This window comes from Bradyrhizobium sp. sBnM-33, assembly GCF_032917945.1.
GTDB lineage: Bacteria > Pseudomonadota > Alphaproteobacteria > Rhizobiales > Xanthobacteraceae > Bradyrhizobium.
Map to the genome: position 1 here is coordinate 4,231,133 of NZ_CP136624.1, position 22,813 is coordinate 4,253,945.

The 22,813-nt window shown below is 62.6% G+C and carries 29 protein-coding genes; 17 read left to right on the top strand and 12 right to left on the bottom strand.

Annotated elements, in window-relative coordinates; translation table 11 throughout:
- Positions 1–89: 89 nt before the first annotated feature.
- Entirely contained in the window at positions 90–776 is a 687-nt protein-coding gene (locus tag RX328_RS19320; RefSeq protein WP_213246147.1) for a hypothetical protein, read from the top strand.
- On the top strand, positions 761–1,228 hold the full coding sequence (locus tag RX328_RS19325) for a hypothetical protein (protein WP_213246145.1): 468 nt from the start codon (positions 761–763) through the stop codon (positions 1,226–1,228). Before RX328_RS19320 ends, RX328_RS19325 begins: the two co-directional genes overlap by 16 nt.
- Positions 1,229–1,328: 100 nt before the next feature.
- Here the strand turns inward: RX328_RS19325 and RX328_RS19330 are convergent, their stop codons facing one another.
- The 3 genes from RX328_RS19330 to RX328_RS19340 all read right to left on the bottom strand — a co-directional run bounded on the left by RX328_RS19330 (position 1,329) and on the right by RX328_RS19340 (position 4,322).
- Positions 1,329–2,312 (bottom strand): GGDEF domain-containing protein, encoded by a 984-nt coding sequence (locus RX328_RS19330; RefSeq protein WP_213246347.1) that lies wholly within the window; start codon positions 2,310–2,312, stop codon positions 1,329–1,331.
- A gap of 217 nt (positions 2,313–2,529) precedes the next feature.
- The gene (fliP, locus tag RX328_RS19335) at positions 2,530–3,285 is read right to left on the bottom strand and encodes a flagellar type III secretion system pore protein FliP (protein WP_213246143.1); all 756 of its coding nucleotides are present in this window, start codon (positions 3,283–3,285) and stop codon (positions 2,530–2,532) included.
- On the bottom strand, positions 3,282–4,322 hold the full coding sequence (locus RX328_RS19340) for a flagellar biosynthetic protein FliO (protein WP_213246142.1): 1,041 nt from the start codon (positions 4,320–4,322) through the stop codon (positions 3,282–3,284). The genes fliP and RX328_RS19340 overlap by 4 nt, the downstream gene beginning before the upstream one ends.
- Before the next feature lie 436 nt (positions 4,323–4,758).
- Between RX328_RS19340 and flgB the strand changes: the two genes are divergently transcribed.
- From flgB to RX328_RS19400, 12 genes are all read left to right on the top strand, one after another.
- Positions 4,759–5,169 carry a flagellar basal body rod protein FlgB gene (gene flgB, locus RX328_RS19345; RefSeq protein ID WP_213246141.1) on the top strand — a complete coding sequence of 137 codons (411 nt, stop codon included), beginning with the start codon at positions 4,759–4,761 and terminating at the stop codon, positions 5,167–5,169.
- A 26-nt stretch (positions 5,170–5,195) separates the two neighbouring features.
- The gene (flgC, locus tag RX328_RS19350; RefSeq protein WP_057846814.1) at positions 5,196–5,621 is read left to right on the top strand and encodes a flagellar basal body rod protein FlgC; all 426 of its coding nucleotides are present in this window, start codon (positions 5,196–5,198) and stop codon (positions 5,619–5,621) included.
- A gap of 16 nt (positions 5,622–5,637) precedes the next feature.
- Positions 5,638–5,949 (top strand): flagellar hook-basal body complex protein FliE, encoded by a 312-nt coding sequence (gene fliE / locus RX328_RS19355; protein WP_213246140.1) that lies wholly within the window; start codon positions 5,638–5,640, stop codon positions 5,947–5,949.
- 118 nt (positions 5,950–6,067) lie between these two features.
- Positions 6,068–6,331, top strand: a complete 264-nt coding sequence (gene fliQ / locus RX328_RS19360) for a flagellar biosynthesis protein FliQ (RefSeq protein ID WP_213246139.1) — start codon at positions 6,068–6,070, stop codon at positions 6,329–6,331.
- A gap of 14 nt (positions 6,332–6,345) precedes the next feature.
- The gene (gene fliR / locus RX328_RS19365) at positions 6,346–7,116 is read left to right on the top strand and encodes a flagellar biosynthetic protein FliR (RefSeq protein WP_213246138.1); all 771 of its coding nucleotides are present in this window, start codon (positions 6,346–6,348) and stop codon (positions 7,114–7,116) included.
- Between the two features lie 71 nt (positions 7,117–7,187).
- Positions 7,188–8,261: a flagellar biosynthesis protein FlhB gene (flhB, locus tag RX328_RS19370; RefSeq protein ID WP_213246136.1), complete on the top strand. Its 1,074-nt coding sequence runs from the start codon at positions 7,188–7,190 to the stop codon at positions 8,259–8,261.
- Between the two features lie 147 nt (positions 8,262–8,408).
- A complete protein-coding gene (gene cckA / locus RX328_RS19375) occupies positions 8,409–10,973 on the top strand; it encodes a cell cycle histidine kinase CckA (RefSeq protein WP_213246135.1) in 2,565 nt (854 codons plus the stop codon).
- A gap of 204 nt (positions 10,974–11,177) precedes the next feature.
- A complete protein-coding gene (locus RX328_RS19380; protein ID WP_409410713.1) occupies positions 11,178–12,164 on the top strand; it encodes a Tim44 domain-containing protein in 987 nt (328 codons plus the stop codon).
- A 151-nt stretch (positions 12,165–12,315) separates the two neighbouring features.
- Entirely contained in the window at positions 12,316–12,996 is a 681-nt protein-coding gene (locus RX328_RS19385) for a lectin (RefSeq protein WP_213246133.1), read from the top strand.
- A 126-nt stretch (positions 12,997–13,122) separates the two neighbouring features.
- Positions 13,123–13,398 (top strand): hypothetical protein, encoded by a 276-nt coding sequence (locus tag RX328_RS19390; protein WP_213246132.1) that lies wholly within the window; start codon positions 13,123–13,125, stop codon positions 13,396–13,398.
- On the top strand, positions 13,395–13,583 hold the full coding sequence (locus RX328_RS19395) for a hypothetical protein (protein ID WP_213246131.1): 189 nt from the start codon (positions 13,395–13,397) through the stop codon (positions 13,581–13,583). Before RX328_RS19390 ends, RX328_RS19395 begins: the two co-directional genes overlap by 4 nt.
- A gap of 59 nt (positions 13,584–13,642) precedes the next feature.
- Entirely contained in the window at positions 13,643–14,350 is a 708-nt protein-coding gene (locus RX328_RS19400) for a glutathione S-transferase (protein ID WP_213246129.1), read from the top strand.
- 124 nt (positions 14,351–14,474) lie between these two features.
- Here RX328_RS19400 and RX328_RS19405 read toward each other — a convergent pair whose 3' ends face one another.
- The 5 genes from RX328_RS19405 to RX328_RS19425 all read right to left on the bottom strand — a co-directional run bounded on the left by RX328_RS19405 (position 14,475) and on the right by RX328_RS19425 (position 17,077).
- Entirely contained in the window at positions 14,475–14,834 is a 360-nt protein-coding gene (locus tag RX328_RS19405; RefSeq protein ID WP_213246127.1) for a GFA family protein, read from the bottom strand.
- 16 nt (positions 14,835–14,850) lie between these two features.
- Positions 14,851–15,525, bottom strand: a complete 675-nt coding sequence (locus RX328_RS19410) for a methyltransferase family protein (protein WP_213246125.1) — start codon at positions 15,523–15,525, stop codon at positions 14,851–14,853.
- A gap of 90 nt (positions 15,526–15,615) precedes the next feature.
- On the bottom strand, positions 15,616–15,801 hold the full coding sequence (locus tag RX328_RS19415) for a hypothetical protein (protein WP_213246123.1): 186 nt from the start codon (positions 15,799–15,801) through the stop codon (positions 15,616–15,618).
- 162 nt (positions 15,802–15,963) lie between these two features.
- Complete coding sequence (locus RX328_RS19420) at positions 15,964–16,440, bottom strand: hypothetical protein (protein WP_213246121.1); 477 nt, start codon at positions 16,438–16,440, stop codon at positions 15,964–15,966.
- A gap of 85 nt (positions 16,441–16,525) precedes the next feature.
- Complete coding sequence (locus RX328_RS19425; protein ID WP_213246119.1) at positions 16,526–17,077, bottom strand: hypothetical protein; 552 nt, start codon at positions 17,075–17,077, stop codon at positions 16,526–16,528.
- Between the two features lie 213 nt (positions 17,078–17,290).
- Here RX328_RS19425 and RX328_RS19430 point away from each other — a divergent pair, with 213 nt between their 5' ends.
- The gene (locus RX328_RS19430) at positions 17,291–18,943 is read left to right on the top strand and encodes a fumarate hydratase (protein WP_213246117.1); all 1,653 of its coding nucleotides are present in this window, start codon (positions 17,291–17,293) and stop codon (positions 18,941–18,943) included.
- A complete protein-coding gene (locus tag RX328_RS19435) occupies positions 18,940–19,614 on the top strand; it encodes a DUF429 domain-containing protein (RefSeq protein ID WP_213246115.1) in 675 nt (224 codons plus the stop codon). The genes RX328_RS19430 and RX328_RS19435 overlap by 4 nt, the downstream gene beginning before the upstream one ends.
- Before the next feature lie 80 nt (positions 19,615–19,694).
- Here RX328_RS19435 and RX328_RS19440 read toward each other — a convergent pair whose 3' ends face one another.
- Positions 19,695–20,138, bottom strand: a complete 444-nt coding sequence (locus tag RX328_RS19440; protein WP_213246113.1) for a cupin domain-containing protein — start codon at positions 20,136–20,138, stop codon at positions 19,695–19,697.
- A gap of 99 nt (positions 20,139–20,237) precedes the next feature.
- Here RX328_RS19440 and RX328_RS19445 point away from each other — a divergent pair, with 99 nt between their 5' ends.
- The gene (locus RX328_RS19445; protein WP_213246111.1) at positions 20,238–20,804 is read left to right on the top strand and encodes a TetR/AcrR family transcriptional regulator; all 567 of its coding nucleotides are present in this window, start codon (positions 20,238–20,240) and stop codon (positions 20,802–20,804) included.
- A 212-nt stretch (positions 20,805–21,016) separates the two neighbouring features.
- Here RX328_RS19445 and RX328_RS19450 read toward each other — a convergent pair whose 3' ends face one another.
- From RX328_RS19450 to RX328_RS19460, 3 genes are all read right to left on the bottom strand, one after another.
- Positions 21,017–21,313, bottom strand: coding sequence for a hypothetical protein (locus tag RX328_RS19450; protein ID WP_065730525.1), 297 nt, complete (start codon positions 21,311–21,313; stop codon positions 21,017–21,019).
- Positions 21,314–21,438: 125 nt separating this feature from the next.
- The gene (locus RX328_RS19455; RefSeq protein ID WP_213246109.1) at positions 21,439–21,996 is read right to left on the bottom strand and encodes an inner membrane-spanning protein YciB; all 558 of its coding nucleotides are present in this window, start codon (positions 21,994–21,996) and stop codon (positions 21,439–21,441) included.
- Between the two features lie 43 nt (positions 21,997–22,039).
- A complete protein-coding gene (locus RX328_RS19460) occupies positions 22,040–22,618 on the bottom strand; it encodes a hypothetical protein (protein WP_213246107.1) in 579 nt (192 codons plus the stop codon).
- Positions 22,619–22,813: the final 195 nt, after the last annotated feature.

Here is a 22,813-nt window from a genome sequence, read left to right on the forward strand (position 1 = left end):
GCAATGCCCGGTACAATGCGGATGCCCAACGCGCCGCCGCTGAATGACCGGTACCGACCGGCGTTTCAGATGCAGCGGTATGACGAGCCATGGCGAACGAGCAAACCGACCGGATCCAGCAGTATCTTCGGCAGATAACGTCGCAGGCGCGCAGGAATCTACTTATCGAAATCGAGCGGATGCAGATGTACGGCGAGGACATGCCGTGCTCCGACCTCATCCTGGCGGAACTGCGCGCGGAGTTTCGCAACAGCGGCCAGTCCCAAAGCCGGGTCGGCAATCCGTCGCGCTACTTCTTTGAGCCCATCGAAATTCTGTTCGTTGATCGCGCGCCGGAGCTCGCCAATTCCGGCCAGATCTCGCGCGGCTGCCTGGCTGCGATCTGGGAATGGATCAACAAGTCGCTGTTGCCGACGCTGGCGCAGGAATACTCCGAGAAGATGAAAACGGTTCTCGTCGTGGATAATGCGCGCGAAGCCCGCCGCATCGCGGCGGGATTTCAGCACAAGGTCGCCAAATGCCTCGAGAGCGCACTGGCTTCCGAAGAACTCGTCGAGCGGACGCGTGTCGGCCTTGCACAATATACCGCCTCGCGGGGCGCGATCGGCGATCTGAAGAAGATCGTGTCGGCCTTGCTGATCGCTGACGCCATCGTTGCCCTCAACAAGGCGCTGCCGTCCAGCATAGACAATCTCGATGTCCGGGAGCTTGCCGCTGTGCGTGCGCAGGTCGACGCCTTCGCGGCAAATATCCACGGGAGGTGCCGTTCGCGCTGACGATCGTAGCCAAGCATCTCAAGACGCCATGGCAGTTGATCCGTCTCGCTACCAAAATGGCGCTGGGCAAACGCGCCTCGCAGATTGCATCGACGCGATATGCCGCCAGCGTGTCGATGGTGCTCGATCACCTCGACGACAAACGGCTGGCGCTAAGGCTGGCCCTGAAGAGCAATCGCGTCATGATCGCCAAGGACGTTCTCACCGAGATATACGCGATCGAAGATGCATTGCAGGTTAGGATCGAGGGGCTCGATACATCCGACTGGGGTCGGCGGCTGGATCAGCTGATGGCGGCGGTCGTCGCAGATCTGCAAATCGAGTTTCAGGGCCTCCCGGATGGCCTGCACCACGTTCTCGGATCGTGCAAACGCCATCCCCACGAGTCCGCGCATGGCATACTGACCAATCTGAAGGACTTGCTGGGCTTTGGCCACCGGCCGGCCGGATAGGCTGTTGGCTTCCGGGCCGCGTGGACGCCGGTCCGCATCAGGAAAGCGCGTCGTGGAAGGGTGAAGGCCCGGTTCGGATCCAATCAGAACCGATGAAACGCTAGGCCGCGCCGGCCTCGGGTTCGAGCTCGGTTTCCGTCACCGTGCGGTTGCGGCCGAGTCGCTTGGCTTGATAAAGCCCGCGGTCGCAGCGCTCGATCATGGCTTCCGCGGATTCGGCGAGGCGGAATTGTGACACGCCTATTGATACCGTAATGCTGCCGATCTCCTTGCCCGTCGCACGGCGTGTCAGCTTCGCTTCGGCAATGCGCCGGCGAATGCGTTCGGCAACGGCCGTGCAAGCTTGCAGATCGGCGCCCGGCAGCACCGCGATCAACTCCTCGCCGCCATAGCGCGCGGCGAGATCAACTTCGCGAACGCCTTCCTGCAAGACCTTGGCGACCAGTCGAAGCACCTGATCGCCGACCTGATGGCCATAATCGTCGTTGAATTTCTTGAAGTGATCGATGTCGATCAGGAAGACGCTGAGCGGCTCGTCCCTTTCCATCGCCGCGATCTGGGCAAGGCGAAGAAATTCATCCATCGAATGCCGGTTGGCAAGCCCGGTCAGTGCATCGGTGTTGGAGCGTTGCTCGGCTGCCTTCAGCGAGTCGCGGATGCTGTCGAGTTCCTCCGAGGTGGCGGCGAAGTTTGCCTCCAGCGTTGCGGCGCGCGCCGTCGCCTTTGACAACTCGTCGACCAGCTTCGCAATGATCGTCCGCGGATCACTGGTGGCAGCGGCTTCGGATGACACTTCCCCGAGCGCCTTGATGTGGGTGCGGTTGTCGGTGACGGCGGTGTTGAGGAATTGCTGGGCGGTCTCGATCAGGCCGCTCAACTGCTCGGGAAGGTCGCGGAACGGATCGGCGCCGGACTGCGGCGCCACGTAGGTAATATAGAGCTCATGGTTGGTTGCCGCGTCGAACTTGCGCTTGCCTGCGACCAGGATGTCGATGGTCTTTCGCAGCGCCAGCGAACTGCCGAGCGAATATTCGAACCAGACAGCGAAATTCGTGGGAGTGGGAGGGACCGACTGCTGCGCCATCAACCGCATGGCCCGGTCGGCAATCGTCGTGGCGTATTCGACGTCCATGTCGCCGATCGGCTGGCCTGCCATCTCTGATCCGGTGATGCGGTAAGTCTGTTCCTGGCATCCATTGTGCACGAAGGAACTAATCTCACCTTAAATTCCCCGGGAAACTCCGCTGCAAATACGTAATTAATATTGACCTATTTGCATGCGGAAACGCCGGGACTTGCCGCTAACTCCCCCCATAGCTTTGTACCAGGCTCCCCGCCACCAGCGACCAGCCGTCGACCAGCACGAAAAAGATTAACTTAAACGGCAGCGACACCACGACCGGCGGCAGCATCATCATACCCATCGACATCAGGACGGATGCCACCACGAGATCGATGATCAGGAAGGGGAGGAACAGCAGGAAGCCGATCTCAAAGGCGCGTTTCAGTTCGGAGATCATGAAGGCCGGGACCAGAATCCGCAGCGAGAGGTCTTCGGGCGTCGCCGGCGGCGGCTCGCCGGAGAGGTCCACGAACAGCTTCAGATCCTTTTCGCGGACATTCTTCTGCATGAAGCCGCGCAGCGGCACAGAGGCCTTTTGCAGCGCTTCCTCGACCCCGATCTGGTTGGCGACCAGCGGCTTGATGCCGTCGTCATAGGACCTCTGCAGGACGGGGCCCATCACGAAAGCGGTCAGGAACATCGCAAGCGCGATGATCACGGAGTTGGGCGGGGCGGTCGCGGTGCCTAGCGCAGTGCGCAGCAGCGACAGCACGACGACGATCCGTGTGAACGACGTCATCATGATCAGGATCGAAGGCGCGATCGACAGCACCGTCAACAGCGCGATCAACTGGATCGCGCGCTCGGTCACCCCGCCGCCGCCCTGGCCGAGATTGATGCTGATGTCCTGCGCCAGCGCCGGATCGGCGAGCGATCCGGCGACGGTCAGGACTAAGAAAAATAAAACTCTACGCGGAGAAGTCGCCGGCCTCACGAAGGGTTCTTCGGACGGCCCAGCAATGACGCCATCTCGTCTTCGAGATTCTCGAAGCCGCTCTTCTGCGGAGCGGGTGTGGGAGCGGGAGTGGGAGCGGGAGGTTCGCTGCGGGAGGTACGGGCAGGCGGCGTTTCCGGCGCTACCGGCGGCGCCACCGGTTCGGCCGGCCGGCGCAGGGCGGCTTCCAGCCGCTGCGCCATCTCGGCGAGATTCTGATCGGCGCTCGGCGGCGCAGGAGGTGGAGGGGGTGGAGGCGGTGGTGCCGCGGCGCGTTCGGGTGCTCGAACCGGCGGCGCCTCACGAACCGCAGGTACCTCGCGGGCAGGCGGTGCCTCACGGCCCGTCGGTGCCTCGCGGACCGACGCTGCCTCACGAAGTGGCGGCGCCTCACGGACCGGTGGTGCCTTGGGCAACTCACGTTGCGGCAACTCGCGCTGCGGCCGCGGCATCAGCGGTTCGTTGCGGGTCAGGCGCGGCGGGGCCGCTTCGGGACGACCGGTGATCGATTCCGGCGCAAAGCCCGTCAATGGATCGCTGCGACGCTCCGGCATCGACGGCGGCGCGGGCCGGCGGAGATCATCTGCAAAGGAGGGACGTGCGGGGCGCGGCGGCGGCTCCGGCATTTGCGGTTCGGCGTGATGATCGAAGCCGTCCGTCGGTCGCGAATCGGCTCTCGCCGCTTCCTCGCTCCAGGCGGCATCGGGCAGCGGCGCAATCCGCGGCGGCTGCTCGCCGACCGCCGGGCGCGGCGCCATCTGATCGCGGTTGGGCATTGCGCGCACGATGTTGGGTTCGACCACGATGTCACTCGGACCGCCGATCATCAGGAGATGCTCGACATTGTCACGCCGTACCAGTACGAGGCGCCGCCGGCCGTCCACGGCGGCGGCGTCGATCACGGCAAGCCGCGGCATCCGCCCGCGCTGGGTGTTGGCGCCGAGGCGGTTGTTGGCGAAGCGGCGGACCAGCCATGCGGCCACGCCGATCAGCGCCAGAACGGCGATGAATGCGAAGAGGAATGTCAGTGTTTGCATTCTTTAGTCCCCGGCCACGGGCCGTTCTCTTGATGCTGGCTTCGACGAGTGCGGTCTTTAGGTCTTCCTGTCCGAGCATGTTCCCTTTGGGAAAGCGGTTCCCGTTTGCCGGATCATGCCCTGAGCGATCCGCAACCGGCGAATCATGCCCGAGATCAGCCTTATTTCTTAATCCCCGCGGCGAACGCCGCCATCCGGTTAATTAATAGACCAAGAATCGTTTGACCCAAAACGACTTCTGAGCGCCCCACGCCGGGTTGGTCGCTGCTGGTTAACGCAGTTTTCGTGGCGAAAATGCGCTCGTTTTGTCGCTGTCAGCGGGCATTGGCGCGCACGGCCACCGCCGCAGGCGTGATTTTAACCAGACATTAACCATACACCGGGCAAATTCTGCCTACCTCGCGGCGCCTGCCAGAGGTTAACGGGGAACAGCTCGATGGCCATCAACGATCTTCCGATCCTGTCGGCGCTGCGCACCAAGATGCAGTGGCACCAGGAGCGTCAGCGCGTGCTCGCCGAAAACGTGTCCAACGCCAACACCCCGAATTTCAAGCCGAGCGACCTGATCGAGCCGAAATTCGACAACAAGGGCGCGAACGTCAGCGGCGCGATGGGCTCGCTCGCCATGCTGCGCACCAGCGCCACCCATATCGGCGTCTCCGGCGGGGGGCAGAGCTTCAGGGGGGATGGCGGCAAGAGCGGCTTCCTGACCAAGCCTGCCGGCAATTCGGTCAATCTGGAAGACCAGATGCTGAAGGTCTCGGCCAACCAGATGGATTACGCGGCCGCCACTTCGCTCTACAGCCGTAGCCTCGGCCTGCTCAAAACCGCCATCGGAAAGCGCTGACGCGGCGCGATTAGGAGAACCGGATCATGGCAGATGATGGAAGCGATTTCGCCCGCTCGATGAGTATCGCGACCTCCGGCCTGCGCGCGCAGGCGGGGCGGATGCGGGTGATCTCGGAAAACATCGCCAATGCGGAGTCCACCGCGCCATCGGCGGGCGGCGATCCCTATCGCCGCAAGGTGCCGACATTTTCCTCGGCGCTCGACCGCACGCTGGACGCCCGCGTGGTGACGCTCGGCAAGGTGAGGGCCGACCAGTCGGCGTTTCGTGTCAAGCACGAGCCGAGCAATCCGGCGGCGGATGCTGCCGGCAACGTCAAATATCCGAACGTCAATCCGCTGGTCGAAATGACCGACATGCGCGAGGCGCAGCGGTCCTATGAAGCCAACCTCAACATCATCAGCGCCACGCGCCGCATGATTCAACGCACCCTCGACATCCTCAAGGCCTGAATAGGAACTATAGAAAATGGCTTCACCGACCGTTGCAGCAAACGCCTACGCCGCGCTTTCGCGCATCATGGAATCCGGCGGCGCCGAGAAGAGCGGCCAATCCACCGGCGGCCCGTCCTTCAGCGCGCTGCTCAAGGACGCGGTGGGAAGCGTGCTGGATGCCGGCAAGAAATCCGACGCCCAGACCATGGCCATGAGCGCGGGCAAAGCCAACGTCATGGATGTGGTGACCGCAGTCGCGGAGACCGACGTCGCGGTCTCGACACTGGTGTCGGTGCGCGACCGGGTGATCCAGTCTTACGAAGACATCATGAAGATGCCGATCTGAACGGTCCTCATCCTGAGGAGCCGGCGCAGCCGGCGTCTCGAAGGATGGTCACGGGCCTCATGGTTCGAGACGCGCGTGCCGCGCTCCTCACCATGAGGGGATAGAAAAAGGAATTGAAATGACCGGCCCTGAAACCCTCGACGTGGCGCGCGATGCGATCTGGACCATCGTGGTGGTGTCGTCGCCCTTGATGGTGATTGGCCTGGTGGTCGGTGTCGTGGTCTCGCTATTCCAGGCGCTGACGCAGATTCAGGAACAGACGCTGATCTTCGTGCCGAAGATTCTCGCGATCTTCGTCACGCTGTTGCTGGCGTTGCCGTTCATGGCGGATTCGATGCACAGCCACATGATGCGGATATCGTCGCGAATCATAGGCGGTTGATGCATTGTGGATAAATGCGCGTCGACATATCGCTGCTGCCGGCCCTTGCCGCCACCTTCATGCTGGTGTTCGCCCGCGTGGGGGCTATGGTGATGCTGTTGCCGGGGTTTGGCGAGAGCAATATCCCGGTGCGCATCAAGCTCGGCATTGCGTTGCTGTTGACTTTGATCATCCTGCCGCTGCACCGCACCGCCTACCAGATCGACCTGACCTCGATGACTGCGATCGGGGTGCTGCTGGTGCACGAGATCGCCATCGGCATCGTGCTCGGCGCCACGGCGCGCGTGACGCTGGCGGCGCTTGCGGTGGCAGGCTCGGTAATCGCCCAGCAGCTCGGGCTCGGCTTCGTCACCGCCGTCGATCCGACGCAAGGGCAGCAGGGCGTGCTGATCGGCAACTTCCTCTCCATTCTCGGCATGACGCTGCTGTTCGCCACCGACACCCATCACCTCGTTATTGCGGCACTGAACGAGAGCTACCGGATCTTCTCGCCGGGCGAGCTGATGCCGAGCGGCGACGTGGCGGCGCTTGCCACGCGCGCCTTCGCGACTGCGTTCAAGATCGGCATCCAGCTCTCCGCGCCGTTTCTGGTGTTCGGCCTCGTCTTCAATATCGGCCTTGGCGTGCTGGCGCGGCTGATGCCGGCGATGCAGGTCTATTTCGTCGGCGTGCCGCTGTCGATCATGGTGGGCTTTCTGATCTTCGCCCTCGTCCTGACCGGAATGATGGCGACTTATCTCAACTATTTCATCGGCGTGATGCACGAATTGACGCCGCTGAAATAGAGCATGATCCGGAAAAGTGGGTACCGGTTTTCCGAGAAGGTCATGCTCAAACAAAATGCTAGAGCGCCGCGATGGCCGACGATTCCGACGACAAAACAGAAGACCCTACGCAAAAACGTCTCGACGATGCGCTTGCGAAGGGCGACGTTGCCAAGAGCCAGGAGGTCAACACCTGGTTCATCATCGCGGGCGGCACGCTGATATTATCGACGTTCGCGGGATCGATCGGCGGCGGCATCTTGATGCCGCTGCGCAACCTGATCGCCAATGCAGGCCAGCTTCGCGCCGATGGCGCGGCGCTGCTCGCGCTCGGCAACACGCTGGGTTATGCCGTGCTCGGCGCGATCGGCGTGCCGCTGTTGATGCTGGCGCTTGCCGCGATCGCCGGCAACATGATCCAGCACCGGCTGGTGTGGTCGTCGGAATCGCTGAAACCGAAATTCAGCAAGGTATCGCCCGGCGCGGGACTGAAGCGCATCTTCGGCAAACAGGCGGTGGCGAATTTCGCCAAGGGCCTGTTCAAGCTGATCGCGCTCGGCGCCGTCATGGTGGCCGTGCTGTGGCCCGAACGCGATCGCCTGGAATCGTTCCTGATGTTCGATCCTTCGGCGATCCTCGGGGTCACCACCAACCTGACGCTGCAGTTGATGGGCGCAGTGGTGGCAATGCTGGCGGCGGTCGCGATCGCCGATTACTTCTTCCAGTACCGGCAGTGGTTCGAGCGCCAGAAGATGTCGCTGCAGGAGATCAAGGACGAGTTCAAGCAGTCCGAAGGCGACCCCCACATCAAGGGCAAGATCCGGCAGTTGCGCCAGCAGCGGATGAAGAAGCGCATGATGGCCGCCGTGCCCAACGCCAGCGTGATCATCACCAACCCGACCCACTACTCGGTGGCGCTGTCCTACGATCGCGGCATGTCGGCGCCGGTCTGCGTCGCCAAGGGCGTCGACAACATCGCGTTCAAGATCCGGGAGATCGCCAAGAAGCACGACATACCGATCGTGGAGAACGTGCCGTTGGCGCGCGCGCTTCATGCCACCGTCGATATCGACGAGGAGATTCCGGTCGAGCACTATCACGCGGTGGCCGAGATCATCGGTTATGTCATGCGCCTCAAGAATGGGTTTGCGAGCCGAGGAATGTGAGGGGAACCGCTGGAAAACGCCTTGAAATGCCTTCAACCTGTCAAATAACCGCCTAATGGACTTGCGCTTGCGGGTCCGATTCAGGCACTCAAGAGCGGCGCGTGACCCCGCGCGTCACCTCCTTGCCGATGGGCAGTGCTTCTTCAGATGACCGCCGAAACCGACAGCCATTCGCCCACCGAGCCCTTCGCGGCCCACGAGCCGGCGCGGCGGGGCGGTAGCATCGTGCTGGTGTTGCTGGTGGCCGCCGGCATCGTCGCGGTGGCGGTGGCCCTGATGACCATCGGCCGCGCCCAGGCTCAGCCTTACATTCTCGGCGTGCTGGCGCTTTTGGCCATGGTCGGCCTGTTCAATCTGTTCGCCTTTGCCGCCGGTATCATTCGCTTCACCGACCGCAGCGCCGACGATCCGGTAATGGGCCGCATCGCCGATCACGCCTATGACGGACTGGCGGTGACCGACCCCAAAGGGCACGTGGTCTATTCCAACGCCGCCTATCAGGCGCTGACCGGAGCTGCCACCGCGCAGGACGTGCGGCCAGTCGAGCGCGTCTTCATCGGCAATCCCGACGTCTCCGAAGCCGTGTTCCGTCTGCTCAAGGCCGCCCGTGAAGGCAAGCGGCAGCAGGAGGAGGTCCGCATCGCCGGCTCTGACGGCGCGCAGGGCCGCTGGCTGCGGATGCGGGTTCGCCCGCTCGGCCAGAGCAAGCGCGAAGCAAAATACGCGGTGTGGTCGATCGCTGACATCACGCGGGACCGCGAGCGTCAGGAAGACGTATTCCGGGAACTGCAGCACGCGATCGAATATCTCGATCATGCGCCATGCGGCTTCTTCTCGGTCGATCCGGCCGGCGACGTCATCTATGTCAACGCCACGCTGGCGAACTGGCTCGATTACGATCTCGCCGAGATTGGATCCGGCGGGTTGAAGCTTACCGATATCGTCTCCGGCGATGGCGCCTCGCTCCTGACCTCGATCGTAGCGGTACCCGGCGAGGTCAAAACCGAAGTGTTCGATATCGACCTGCGCATGCGCGGCGGCAAGACGATGCCGGTGCGGCTCTATCACAAGCTCGCCTTCGGCGCCGACGGCTCGCCGGGTTCGTCGCGCACGCTCGTGATCAGCCGCGCGCGCGACGAGCATTCCGACCCCGAACGTGCCGCGGAAGTCCGCTTCATGCGGTTCTTCGATCATACGCCGATGGCGATTGCGACCGTCGATCGCGACGGCGCGGTGGTGCGCGCCAATGCCCGCTTCGCCAAGCTCGCGCAAAGCCTGAGCCCGGACGGCGCGGCGCAGAAGTCGATCTTCCGCGCAGTGAACGCGCGCGACCGCAGCCTTTTGATCGCGGCGATCAACCAGGCGGCCGAAGGACAGGGCGACATCGCACCCGTCGAGGCCATGCTCGACGGCGTCAGGGAACGCTGGGGCCAGTTCTTCGTCACCGCGGTCGAAGAGGACGAGCGCGATACCGAAGCCGCCATCGTCTATCTGCTCGAGACCACCGAGCGGCGCACGCTGGAAAACCAGATCAATCAGTCGCAGAAGATGGACATGGTCGGCCAACTCGCCGGCGGCATCGCGCACGACTTCAACAACGTGCTGTCAGCCATCATGATGGCGAACGATTTTCTCCTCAACGCGCACAAGCCGACCGATCCGTCGTTCCAGGACATCATGCAGATCAAGCAGAACGCAACCCGCGCGGCGACGCTGGTGCGGCAACTGCTCGCGTTCTCGCGCCGCCAGACGCTGCGGCCGCAGGTGCTCGACCTCGGCGATGCGCTTTCCGACCTCACCATGCTGCTGCGCCGCCTGATCGGCGAGAAGGTCAAGCTCGACCTCGTGCACGGTCGCGATCTCTGGCCGGTCAAAGTCGACGTCTCGCAGTTCGAGCAGGTGGTCGTCAATCTCGCGGTCAATGCGCGCGATGCGATGCCCGATGGCGGCAAACTGACGGTAAGGACCGCCAACGTGACGGTCGACGAAGCCGCGCAGCTTTCGCACAAGGGCATGCCGGCCGCTGATTACGTACGGATCGACATTTCCGATACCGGCACCGGAATCCCGGCCGACATCGTCGACAAGATCTTCGAGCCGTTCTTCTCGACCAAGGAGGTCGGCAAGGGCACCGGGCTCGGCCTTTCCACGGTGTACGGCATCGTCAAGCAGACCGGTGGCTTCGTCTATGTCGACTCCACGCCCGGGGAAGGCACCACGTTCCGCATCTTCCTGCCGCGTCATCGGCCCGAACTGGAAGCGCAGCCGGATGCGCCCGCCGCCAATGGCGTGGCCAAGGAAGGGACGGCCGAGCCGCCGAAGCCGCGGCCCGACCTGACCGGGCAGGGCACCATCCTGCTGGTGGAGGACGAGGACGGCTTGCGGTCGCTGAATGCGCGCGGCCTGCGCTCGCGCGGCTACAGCGTGATCGAGGCCTCCAACGGCATCGATGCGATGGAGGCGCTGGACGAAAAGGACGGCGCCGTCGATCTCGTCGTCTCCGACGTCGTCATGCCCGAAATGGACGGCCCGACGCTGTTGCGCGAAATGCGCAAGCGCAATCCGAACCTGAAGATCATCTTCGTCTCAGGTTACGCTGAAGAAGCTTTTGACAAGAGCTTGCCGGAGAACGAACAATTCGCCTTCCTGCCGAAGCCGTTTGCGCTCTCCGCGCTGGTCGAGAAGGTCAAGGAGACGATGACGGCGTCGTGAGGTTGGCTCACCGGTTCACGCTTTCCAGACGGCCTTGAGCGATCTTGGGCGCCCGTTCGTCACACCGGCGTGAGCCTTTTCGGCTATATCGTCACATCCCCGCGACCGAGGGCCGCAGCCATGCGTCCCTATAGCGGCTTCACTTTTGGGCCGGTCTGCCCATCTTAGGGGCACTTCCCCATGTCGGGGAAAGAGGAAAAAGACATGAATTTCACGCAGACTGCGCGCGGAATTGTACGGGCTATGGCCATTGTCCTGTCCGTGGCGGTTCCCCTGGCGATCACAATCGATGCGGCTGACGCTCGCGTTGGCGGCGGCGGCAGCTCCGGTTCGCGGGGATCCAAGACCTATTCGGCGCCCCCGAGCACGACTACCGCTCCGGGTGCGGCGCAACCCATGAACCGCACCTTTACCCAGCCGGGCACCGCCGCAGCGGGTAATCCGGCCGCGGGCGCAGCCAACAAGGGCGGCTTCTTCAACCGGCCCGGCATGGGCATGCTCGGCGGTCTCGCCGCGGGCTTCCTCGGCGCCGGCCTGCTCGGCATGCTGTTCGGCGGCGGATTGTTCTCCGGCCTCGGAGGCCTGTCCTCGATCATCGGCCTGCTGCTGCAGATCGCGCTGATCGTGATCGTGGTGCGTCTGGCGATGTCGTGGTGGCAGCGCCGCCATACGCCGGCCTCCGCCTATGCCAATGCGCCCCCCACCAGTGGGCCTGCTGAAGGCCCCGGCGCCCAGACCAGCTTCCGCTCCGGACTGGGTGGCTTTGGGCTGGGTTCGAGCCAGCCGGCGCTGGAAATCCAGCCGGCCGACTATGAGGCGTTCGAGCGGCTGCTCGGCGAAGTCCAGGCGGCTTGGTCGAACGAGGATGTCGCCAAACTGCATACGCTGGCGACGCCTGAGATGGTGTCCTACTTCTCCAAGGACCTCGAGGAGAACAAGGCCCGCAACGACGTCAACAAGGTGTCCGACGTCAAGCTGCTGCAGGGCGATCTTGCGGAAGCCTGGCGCGAAGGCGAAACCGATTATGCCAGCGTGGCGATGCGGTTCTCGCTGGTCGACAAGACCCTTGAGCGCACCACGGGCCGTTTGGTCGCGGGCAGCGAAACCCCGATCGAGGCCACCGAAGTTTGGACCTTCGCCCGCCGCCGCGGCGGCGACTGGGAACTCTCGGCGATCCAGCAGACCAACTGATCGTCTGCACCAATACGAAGAAGGCGCTGCGGCCTGTTCCGCAGCGCCTTTTTCTTTGCGGGAATGCATGCTCCGTTTCGGGCTTCGCCCTGCCGGAATAATGATTGCGGCCGCGTGTTGATGAGACACGGTCCACAAAGGGAGGTCTTCCATGAACAGCTTCGCCCGGATCATCTCGCCGGCGTGCTTCGCCCTCGCCGCCATGTCGATTCTCGCAAGCGCGCCTGCGCATGCGCAATCCGCCAATACCAGCTTCTTCGTGACCAGCAACGGCATCGGCAATGGCGGCAATCTCGGCGGTCTTGCCGGCGCCGACAATCATTGCCAGACGCTGGCGCAGGCCGCCGGTGCCGGAGGCAAAACCTGGCGCGCCTATCTATCAACGCAAGGCGCCGACGGTGCACCTGCGGTGAACGCGCGCGACCGTATCGGCAAGGGGCCGTGGCAGAATGCCAAAGGCACCGTGATTGCCAAGGACGTCGCCGAACTGCACGGCGCCAACGGCCTCACCAAGCAGACCGCCTTGAGCGAGAAGGGCGAGGTCATCAATGGCCGCGGCGATACGCCCAATCGCCACGACATACTGACGGGATCGCAGCCCGACGGCACCGCGTTTACCGCCGGCGAAGATCGCACCTGCAGGAACTGGACGAGTTCGACGCAAGGCGCTGCAATGGTCGGACATTCCGATCGCGTGGGACTGCGCGACGACGACGCCTCGAAATCCTGGAATTCGTCGCATCCCTCGCGCGGGCCCGACGGCGGCTGTTCGCAGGCCGACCTGAAGAGCACCGGCGGTGATGGACTGTTTTATTGTTTCGCGACGAACTGATCAGGCGGCGGTTTGCGCTCCTGCTATGGGAGAGGAAGTTATCGTAGACGGAACGGGCCTGGTCTGCCGCCTGATCTCGGAACTCCTGATTGTCTGTGGAGTTTTGATCGGGTCGGAGGCCTTGCCATGAAACGTCTGCTTGTCGCGTTGATTTTGACCGTCCTGGCGCCCACAACGGTGGCGCTGGCTGGCAACACGTCGTCGAATTCCAGTTCCAACTCATCGAACGGCGTTCACACCCGTGTCGATACCATCACAACGGACGATGGCCGTGGGCGGAGAATTTACGAGCGGCGCAGCGTCCGCATCGACGCTGATCGCGGACGACCGACATACATGCGTAACACCGTTCGCGAGCGCTACGGCCCTATGCACCGCTGGCACCGTGACGATGACGATTGAAACGATTTGCGGCCGATCCGATATTTGACGAGGAGGACGTCGCTCTGGTCGCCGTCATTCCCGGCGCTGGCGGTGAAGCCCGTCAATTTTTCAAGTTTGTCGATCAAGCCGCCCCAGAGGCGGCTTTTTTTGCGCCGCTTTCGGAAGCTTTCCCGTCCAGTCCAGTTCCGCAGCGTCTGGCGTGACGAACGAATGGCGGGATGATTTGTTGGCCCTGTCAAACCGGCATCAGGAGGCGCCTTCGATGCATTACGAGCTTTACTACTGGCCGACCATTCAGGGCCGCGGCGAGTACGTGCGTCTCGCGCTGGAAGAGGCCGGCGCCGGCTATACCGACGTGGCGCGCCACGGCAACGGTATGGCCGCGATGACGCGCATGATGGAAGTCGGGAAGGGAACGCCGCCCTTCGCGCCGCCGTTCCTGAAAGCCGGGAAGCTCGTGATCGGGCAGACCGCCAACATCCTGCTCTATCTCGGATCACGGCACGGGCTGGCGCCGAAGACGGAAGCCGGCAGATTATGGGTGCACCAACTACAGCTCACGATCGCGGACCTGGTGCTGGAAGTTCACGACACCCATCATCCGCTCGGGCCGTCACTGTACTATGAGGAGCAGAAAGCGCCGGCAAAAAAACGCACCGATGAGTTCTGGAAGTCGCGCGTGCCGAAATATCTCGGCTATTTCGAAGATCTACTGCAGGCCAATGGCGGGACCTATGTCACCGGCCGCCGCCTGACCTATGTCGACCTGTCGCTGTTTCAGATCGTCGAAGGCCTGCGCTATGCGTTTCCGAAACGGATGAATGCCTTCGAGAGCGAAATTCCCGGTCTCGTCGAGCTGCGCGACCGCGTCGCGGTGCGGCCGAACATCAAGGCGTATCTGGCGAGCGATCGAAGGATTGAATTCAACGAGGAGGGGATTTTCCGAAGGTACAAGTCGCTGGATGCTTGAATCGCGTCTTAGCTCTCTCCTTCGTCATGCCCGGGCTTGACCCGGGCATCCACGACTTTTCTTCGCGCCGCGTCAAAGGACGTGGATAGCCGGGACAAGCCCGGGCATGACGACTGATGTTGTATCACATGCTCCTGCCATCCACCGGCGTCATCTGCAACTTCGACAGTTCGATGCCGTCAAAACAGCTCACATTGACCGCCACTACGTCGGTGCCGTCGGGCTTCTTGCCGCGCGCGAACACATCGACGCCGCAATCGACGCAAAGCTGGTGGTGGATCGCGTGCTTGTTGAAGAGATATTCCTTCAGGTTTTCTTCGCCGGCGCGGAGGTGAAAACTTTTCGGGTCGAGGAAGGTGAAATGCAGCCCTTTCTTGGTGCAGATCGAGCAGTTGCAGGCCGTGACCATCGCTAGATCGGTGGTGCATTCGAAGCGCACCTGGCCGCAATGGCAGCCGCCGGTGTAGGTCTTGCTGTCGGGCATCTCTCCGTCATCCTTCTCACCAAATTCCGGGCACCAGACGATAGCGCACGCGGGCGGCGTAGTCAGCATAGCCCGGAAGCCCTTCGATCAACGCGCGCTCCTCGATGCGGGCGCGAATCGCGAACAGCACGGCGAACACCGGCGCGAACGCCACACCCCACCACGATCCCAGGAGCAGCGGTATTCCGATGAAGTACAGCATGACGGCGCTATACATTGGATGGCGGACGAAGGCGTAAGGCCCGCTCGAGATCACGCGTTGGTGGCGTGCGGCCTGCACCTTTACGACCGGCGCGGCGAACGAATTTTCGCGGAACACCCACATGATGAATGCGATCGAGAGTAAGAACATCGCGAGGCCGAGCGCCTGCAGCAGCAGTGGAACGTCGGAGGCGTCGGCGCGGCGGTCCAGCCCGATCGCGACCAGCCATAGCAATAGCGCCGCGACAAATATCAGCATGAATATCTTGTCGGCAGCGGGCTGGTCGGCCTGAAATTTCGGCCGCATGCGCTCGGCGAGCAGCGCCGGATCGGTCTTGGCAAGCCACAATCCGCAGGCAGGACCGAGGATCGCGCTAACGATCAACATCACCCACGCCCCCGGCCAGTCCAGCGACCCCGCCGCGGCGAACAATAGCGCGCCCATGCCGACGACGACGATGGTGTTCTGCAGCAGAAGTTTGGCGATCATGCGCGGGTTCCATTGCCCCACGCGCAACAGGATAGCGCATTTTTTCGGCAAACTTGCGGCGCTGGGTTGCCGCGGGCAGGCGGCCTGCCGTCAGGCCAGTTGGTCGATCCGCGTTCCCTGACCCGGCGGCAGGGGAGCGATCAGCGTCGGCTGCGGCGTGCGGGTGCCGTCGGCGGCAGCGCCGTTCTGCACGTCGGGTGTCTTGTCGGGAGCCTTGAACACGGGGACTTCAGGCGGTTTGACCACCACCGTTGCGGCGACAGCAGGGACATTCATCGGAAGCATCCTTTTGCTTGCCTCCGATACTGGCCGGGTTGAACGAACGATTGGTGAATCCGCAACCGCCAATCGCGGCCGCAGGTGTCAATCCCGTCCGATGGTGAACGAGGCGCTGCCGCTTTCGTTAGAATGCGACGTATCGCAGCTCCGGCTGTCCGGCTATTCGTCCTTGCCGCGGGTCACCACGATCGAGGCTTCGGTCTTGGTGCGCGTGCATTCCATGTTGAGCCGGCGGAAGCGCATGGAAACCTTGTCGCCGCGCAGAATGCCCATGCGCTTGATGCAGCGCGAGGAGCCGGTCGCAACGTCGGGCTTCGGAATCGTGAAAATGATGGCGCCGGCCGAGGCGACCAGTTCGAAAAATTGCGGCTTCGGCTTGCGGTCCGTCTTGGCATAGAGCTCGTTGGAGTAATTGCGGCCGCGGCAGCCGAGCGACAGCTCTTTCGCCGCCGGATGCGTCAGATAGATCATGTTGCCGGTATTGACGCTGATCTTGAGGCCGTCGATCTGGTTCTTCAATTCCTTGGCGATATCGTCGCAGCGGTCGGCCTGCGCCGGCGATGCGCCGACCGTCGCAACCAGCGCCAGCGTGGCGGCAAGCAAGGTTGATCGGCGAAATAGTGATCCCAAACTCATGTGAATGCCCCTTTGCGCCATTCAAACCCGCGCGCGGATTTCCTGCAAGGGCGCCGCGCGGAAGTCAACTTGATCTTGATGTGTGTCAGAACCCGTAAATCATGATGCCGATCGCAAAGACGATCACGCCGAGCATATTAACGATCACGGTGAGGACGTCGATCAGCGTGGGAATGCTGACCAGCAGGGTGGCAAGTCCCAGCCGCTCCTTGCGTGTGGCGAGCGCGATGGCGCAGGCAGCCATCAGCGGAAACGCAACGATCTGGACGGGCGTCTGGAAGGCGGAGATGCCGCTGAAGTCGAAGCCGTGCCGCACCACCGACGGCATGTAGTTCAGCCAGTTCATCAGCACGAGCGCGCCGAGCGCGATGACGGCGTAATGCAGCCGGCCAACGGTGGCAAACCCCAGCGCCGCCAGCGCCAGCACGGGATGGCTGAACACATACGCCTTGATGATCGCGCCACCGACGCCGGGGCCGGGAATTTCCGACATATCGCCGAACAGCATCGGCAAATGCGAAAGCCCTTCGAAGGCCTCGATGGCGGCAATGATGATCAGAAACAGATAAAGCCCGAGCAACCGCGGGGGGCGGATCGGCGCAGCGGCCTCATCGTTCAGTGTCGTGGCGGAGGTCATTTCTGATCGCAATCGATGGCGGAATATCTGGAATTTCCGTTTGTCTGAAACGTACCCGGAACGGTTCAATCGCCCGTACTGCTACGGTTACTGCCCGTTCCGGCCCCTCCGTTCGGGGCAAGCAAACCTTCCTTTTGGTCAAAAAATGCTTAGAACGGGTCTATCTTCGCGGCGCCGTTCCGGCCGCCGCCGGCTCCAACCCGAGATATCGACATGAACGCCCCGACCGCTTTTCCCGACCAGAAACCCGTTCCGCCCTACAAGCATACGCCGCTGTTTCCGCTGGGGCCGGACACCACGCCCTATAAGAAGATCACGAGCGAGGGCGTGCGGGTCGAGAAGGTGCTCGGCAAAGACATGCTGGTGGTATCGCGCGAGGCGTTGCGGGCGCTATCGGAAGCTGCCTTCGGCGACATCAATCACTATCTGCGGCCGGGGCACCTGAAGCAGTTGCGCTCGATCCTGGAAGACAAGGAAGCCAGCGACAACGACAAGTTCGTCGCCTTTGATTTCCTGAAGAACGCCAACATCGCCGCCGGCGGCGTGCTGCCGATGTGCCAGGATACCGGCACCGCGATCATCATGGGCAAGAAGGGCTGCAACATCATCACCGATGGCGACGACGAGGCGGCGCTCTCGGAAGGTGCACGCGATGCCTACCTGCGCCGTAACCTGCGCTATTCGCAGGTGGCGCCGCTGTCGATGTATGAGGAAAAGAACACCGCCAACAACATGCCGGCGCAATGCGAGATCTACGCCGAGGGTGACGACGCCTACAAATTCATGTTCATGGCCAAGGGCGGCGGCAGCGCCAACAAGAGCTTTCTGTTTCAGGCGACGCCTTCCGTTCTGACCAAAGATCGCCTGCTGGCGTTCCTGAAGGAGAAGGTGCTCACCCTCGGCACCGCCGCGTGCCCGCCGTATCACCTTGCCATCGTGATCGGCGGCACCTCCGCTGAGCTCTGCATGAAGACCGTAAAACTCGCTTCTGCGCGCTATCTCGATGCGCTGCCGACCCACGGCTCGGCCGACGGCAACGCGTTCCGTGATCTGGAGATGGAGCAGGAAATCCTGAAGATGACGCAGTCGCTCGGCGTCGGCGCGCAGTTCGGCGGCAAATATTTCTGCCACGACGTGCGCGTGATCCGGATGCCGCGCCACGGCGCCTCGCTCCCGATCGGGCTCGGCGTCTCCTGTTCGGCGGACCGCCAGGTGCTTGGCAAGATCACCAAGGACGGCGTCTATCTCGAAGAGCTCGAGCACAACCCGGCGCAATATCTGCCGGCTGTCGAGCAGTCGCTCGGCGGCGAGGTCGTCAAGATCGACCTCAACCAGCCGATGAAAGAGATCCTGGCGACGCTGTCGAAGTACCCGATCAAGACGCGCGTCTCGATGACCGGCACCATGATCGTCGCGCGCGATTCCGCGCACGCCAAATTGCGCGAGCGGTTGGAGAAGGGAGAGCCGCTGCCGGATTACTTCAAGAACCATCCGGTGTACTACGCCGGCCCCGCCAAGACGCCCGATGGTTACGCCTCCGGCGCGTTCGGCCCGACCACTGCGGGACGCATGGACTCGTTCGTCGACCAGTTCCAGGCGGCGGGCGGCTCGATGGTGATGGTCGCCAAGGGCAACCGGGCAGTCGCGGTGCGCGAAGCCTGCAAGAAGCACGGCGGCTTCTATCTCGGTTCGATCGGCGGAGCTGCGGCAAATCTCGCCGAGCATTGCATCAAAAAGGTCGAGATGGTGGAATATCCCGAACTCGGCATGGAAGCGATCTGGCGCATCGAAGTGGTGGATTTCCCGGCCTTCATCATCATCGACGACAAGGGCAATGACTTCTTCAAGGAACTGAATCTGGGGTGAGGGCGCTCGGCCTCGACGGGTTCAGCAAGGGCTGGGTCGCCGTGCTGCTTGACGGCGGCTTTCACAGGATCAGCTTCTGTCGCGACGTTGCCGAAGCGTTGTCTGTTCGCTTCGACCGCGCGGCGATCGATATTCCCATGGGCATGACCGATGACGGCGAGCGGGCCTGTGACCTCCTCGCCCGCGGGAGGTTACGGCCGCATTGTTCACGCGTGTTCACCGGCGCGCGGCGTTGGCTGTGGACCGAATTCTCCGATCCCGACCAGGCCAATCGAGGTGCATTGCAACGCGGCCAAAAGCGGGTGTCGCGCCAGCTCTGGCACCTCGGACCGAAGATCATGGAGGTGGATACGTTCGTGCGGGCCAACCGCGCGCACGACATTCGCGAGGCTCATCCGGAACTGGTTTTCTTGCGCCTGAACGAATACGAGCCGCTGCCGTCGAAGAAGTCCGAGGAAGGAATCCGTACCCGCCGCGCGCTGCTCAAGCGGGAAGGGATCAGGGAGATCGACAGGTGGTTGGCCGACGAACGTATCGCTACCGGCGCCAAACGCGATGACGTGCTTGACGCCTGTGCTGTTGCGATCGCTGCACGCGACGCCGCTCGTTGCGTTCCGGACGGGATACCGCCGCGCGATGCGCACGGCCTGCCGATGCAGATCTGGTGTTGACGCGATACCGGTCCTATCCAACCAAAGCCGGGATCACGTCAGCTACAATCCCGCGCATGTAGAGCCCCTTCGTGCGATGGTCAGTGGTGAATTGTGACGCCCAGCTCCCTCGCCTGTTCGATGAGCCGGGGGATGTCAGGTGGGGTGTCGGAGGGTGGAGGAAAGTCGCGGGCACCTCTGGGCATGGGCTCGCCCAGGCTCGCAAAGAACGCCGCATGGATTCTGCCGGGCACATTGAAGACGAACATCCGCCCTGAGCCTTCGCCGATATTCTTCAGTGCATGGACAGCCCCGTTCGGGATGGGCACCACATCACCGGGGCGCGCGATGCGCTCCTCGCCCTCGATGACGAAGGCATAGATGCCCTCCAAAATGCAGAAGACCTCGTTGTCGCCCGGGTGGCTGTTGGGTGGCACCCCAGCACCCGGGGCGGTGGTCACGTCCACGAGGCAATAGCCCATCTCCCCGCGCGAATGAAACCGTATGAGATTGCCGAACAGATGATAGGTGTCAGTTTCGTTCATATTCGCCTCCTTGCAGGACAGGCATCATTATGAGACAATCATCTCATGGTGAGACACAATAATCAATCTCAATCCGCAACGACCACCGACCGCGAACGCTTGGGACAGAAACTGCGCACTCGCCGCGACCTGCTGGCGGCCACGCGCGCCCTGATCGACAGGGGAGTCGAGGTCAACGTGGCGGCTGTGGCGGACGAAGCCAGCATTTCGCGCGCCACTGCCTACCGCTATTTTTCCGATCCTGCCGCTCTGGCTCTGGAAGCCGTTTTGGACGGCACGGTGGCCGTACCAGAAAATGTCATTCCGGAAGGCGCTTCTGCGCGTGAGCGCGTACATGCGGTGCGCCGTTACTGGCTTTCCTTCTACCGCTCATCGGAAAACCGCCTGCGTGTCTTTGCGGCGCGTGCCATGGAGCCGGGACCGGACGGTGCTCCCCGCTACCGGCGTGCGGCGCGCCGCCTGCCCATGTTCGTTGAAGCGCTGACGCCTGCCCGCGCGGGACTTGGCGAGAAAAGATCCGAGGAGCTCACGCTGGCGCTCGCCGCCGCCTCCGGCTTCGAGAGCTACATCACCATGAAGGATATTCTGCAGCTCGACGAGGAGCGGATCGAAAATCTTTCCGAGACGATCCTGGACGCGATTTTAGAGAAATACCGGATTGCGTGACAAGTTCGCCGAGTTGGCGGCAGTCGTCTGACGCCTCGCGGTTCGATGGGCGCCCAAGCCACCCGATCTGCTGCAACATGTGTGTTGCGCTACGCGTAGATTGATCGCGTAGGCTCGGGCACCTGCTGCGCTGCCGCGAGACTACATCGTCGAGAGACAGGGTTGTCTTATGCATTGTCGAGAGAAAGGGAGGCGCTGCGGCCTCCTAGCCATCAGGCCCGCGCTCCCGTGAAGGGAAAGCTGCCCATCGGGCCGATGCCCATTTCGCCGGACATGCTGTCGCCGGACACCTTGCCGGTGAAGGCAAGCGTGAGTGGCATCGGGTTGGTGATGGAGATCTTCCAGGCGACGTCGTCGCCGTTGACGGTGCCGTCAAAAATTTCACCGGAATTGCCGTCGGCGCCCTGCGTTCCCGTCAACGTGTTGCCAGCGCTTTGCAGCGAAAGCGTCGCCTTGCGCTCGCCCATTGGCGTGCTCATGGTGATGTTCCAGTTTCCGTCCACGGCCATCTTTGTCTCCCGACATTTGCACGGCAAGCCGAAATGGCCTGCTAGATCCGCCAAACTCGTGCGCGGTATAGCCTATCTCGCCACACAAGCCCAATCGTCTCAAGCGCCTTTTTGACGCGTATTTCTCAGGCTTGCTGGGCAGCGGCGCGAATTCGGCTGCCGACCACAATACGGAACGCGACGTATTGAATTGCGAAGGCGGCAATCTTGGCGCCTACCAGCACGACGGTCACATAGAACGTCCACAGCTTCATGTCGCCGGTCAGCGCGACACCGATGGTGCCAGCGGCGAGTAGGAAACACAGTGCGGCCCAAGCATAGCCCGCGAAGGTGACACATTCGGGAACGGTCTGGGTCACGACGGAGGGCATGTAGCGCAACATCCAGCCGCGCTTGAGCATGATGACGCCGATCGCGAAATGCCCGATTGCGGGTTTCGCCAGCACGAAGCGGGGATCGTGGGTCAGAAGCGTCGCGCTGCCGAGCACGATGACCAGCGCCAGGCTGGCCCACGTCATGTAGCCGAGCCCCTTGCCCTTGACGCGCGAGTAGATCACCTGGGCGATGGCGCCCGCGATTGCGACGCCGGTCGCCAGCAGCACATTGTCAGTCGCGAGGTAGATTGCGATGAACAGGATGGTGGAGAAAAAATCGGCGCCCAGTCTGGCGAATACGTCCTTCATCGTTTTGCTCTCTGCTGATGGGTTTCGGGTTGGAAACGTATCTTCATTTGGCGCCGGGCAGGGCGCTCGCCGGCGGGACACCATGCTTCGCCCTGCGATATTGTGGATACCATGTCGTGAAATAGCCGGCACTGTTGCGGGCGGCGAATGCGATAGCGAGTCCGATCCAGAGTGGGAAGCCCGGCACATAGATCGTCAGCATGTTGCCGACGATCATCAGGACGAATGCGCCGGTCCAGGCCCAGGTGATGAGATAGATCGCCTTCATGAAGCCGGGCAGCTTTGCCGTCTCGTTATCGACGGCTTCCAGCGCGTATTGCAGCACGAACGGCTTGCGGATAATCAGCGATGCCAGCGAGATCGCCAGCACGCCGACATCGGTTGCCAGCTTGACGGCCGAGTTGCTCAGGTTCGGGTCGATCAGCGTGACCCAAGCGCCTATCCCGGCGAAAACGACGACGCAGCCCGCGCCGAGCATCTTGATCGAACGACCGCGAGCAACGTCGATGGCAACGACAGCAAGGCAGATCGCGGCCGAAGCGAACAGGCTGACCTGGGCTGACGTCACCAGCATCAGCAGCGCGAAGGAGCCGAAGGGAGCAAGGATCAGGAAGATTGTCATGGCAGCCTCTCGGGCTAATCTTTACATTGTAAAGATACACTAAGGACCGGGACGGGACTCGTCAAGCAAAATCTTTACACTGTCTAAATTCGACGGGCGGCGATATGTGATTGTCTTTGCAACGGTCTGCGGGCGCTCCAGGCGCCCAATATCGCAAGCGAGAGAAACGTGAGGGCGCAGGCGAGCAGCAAAACG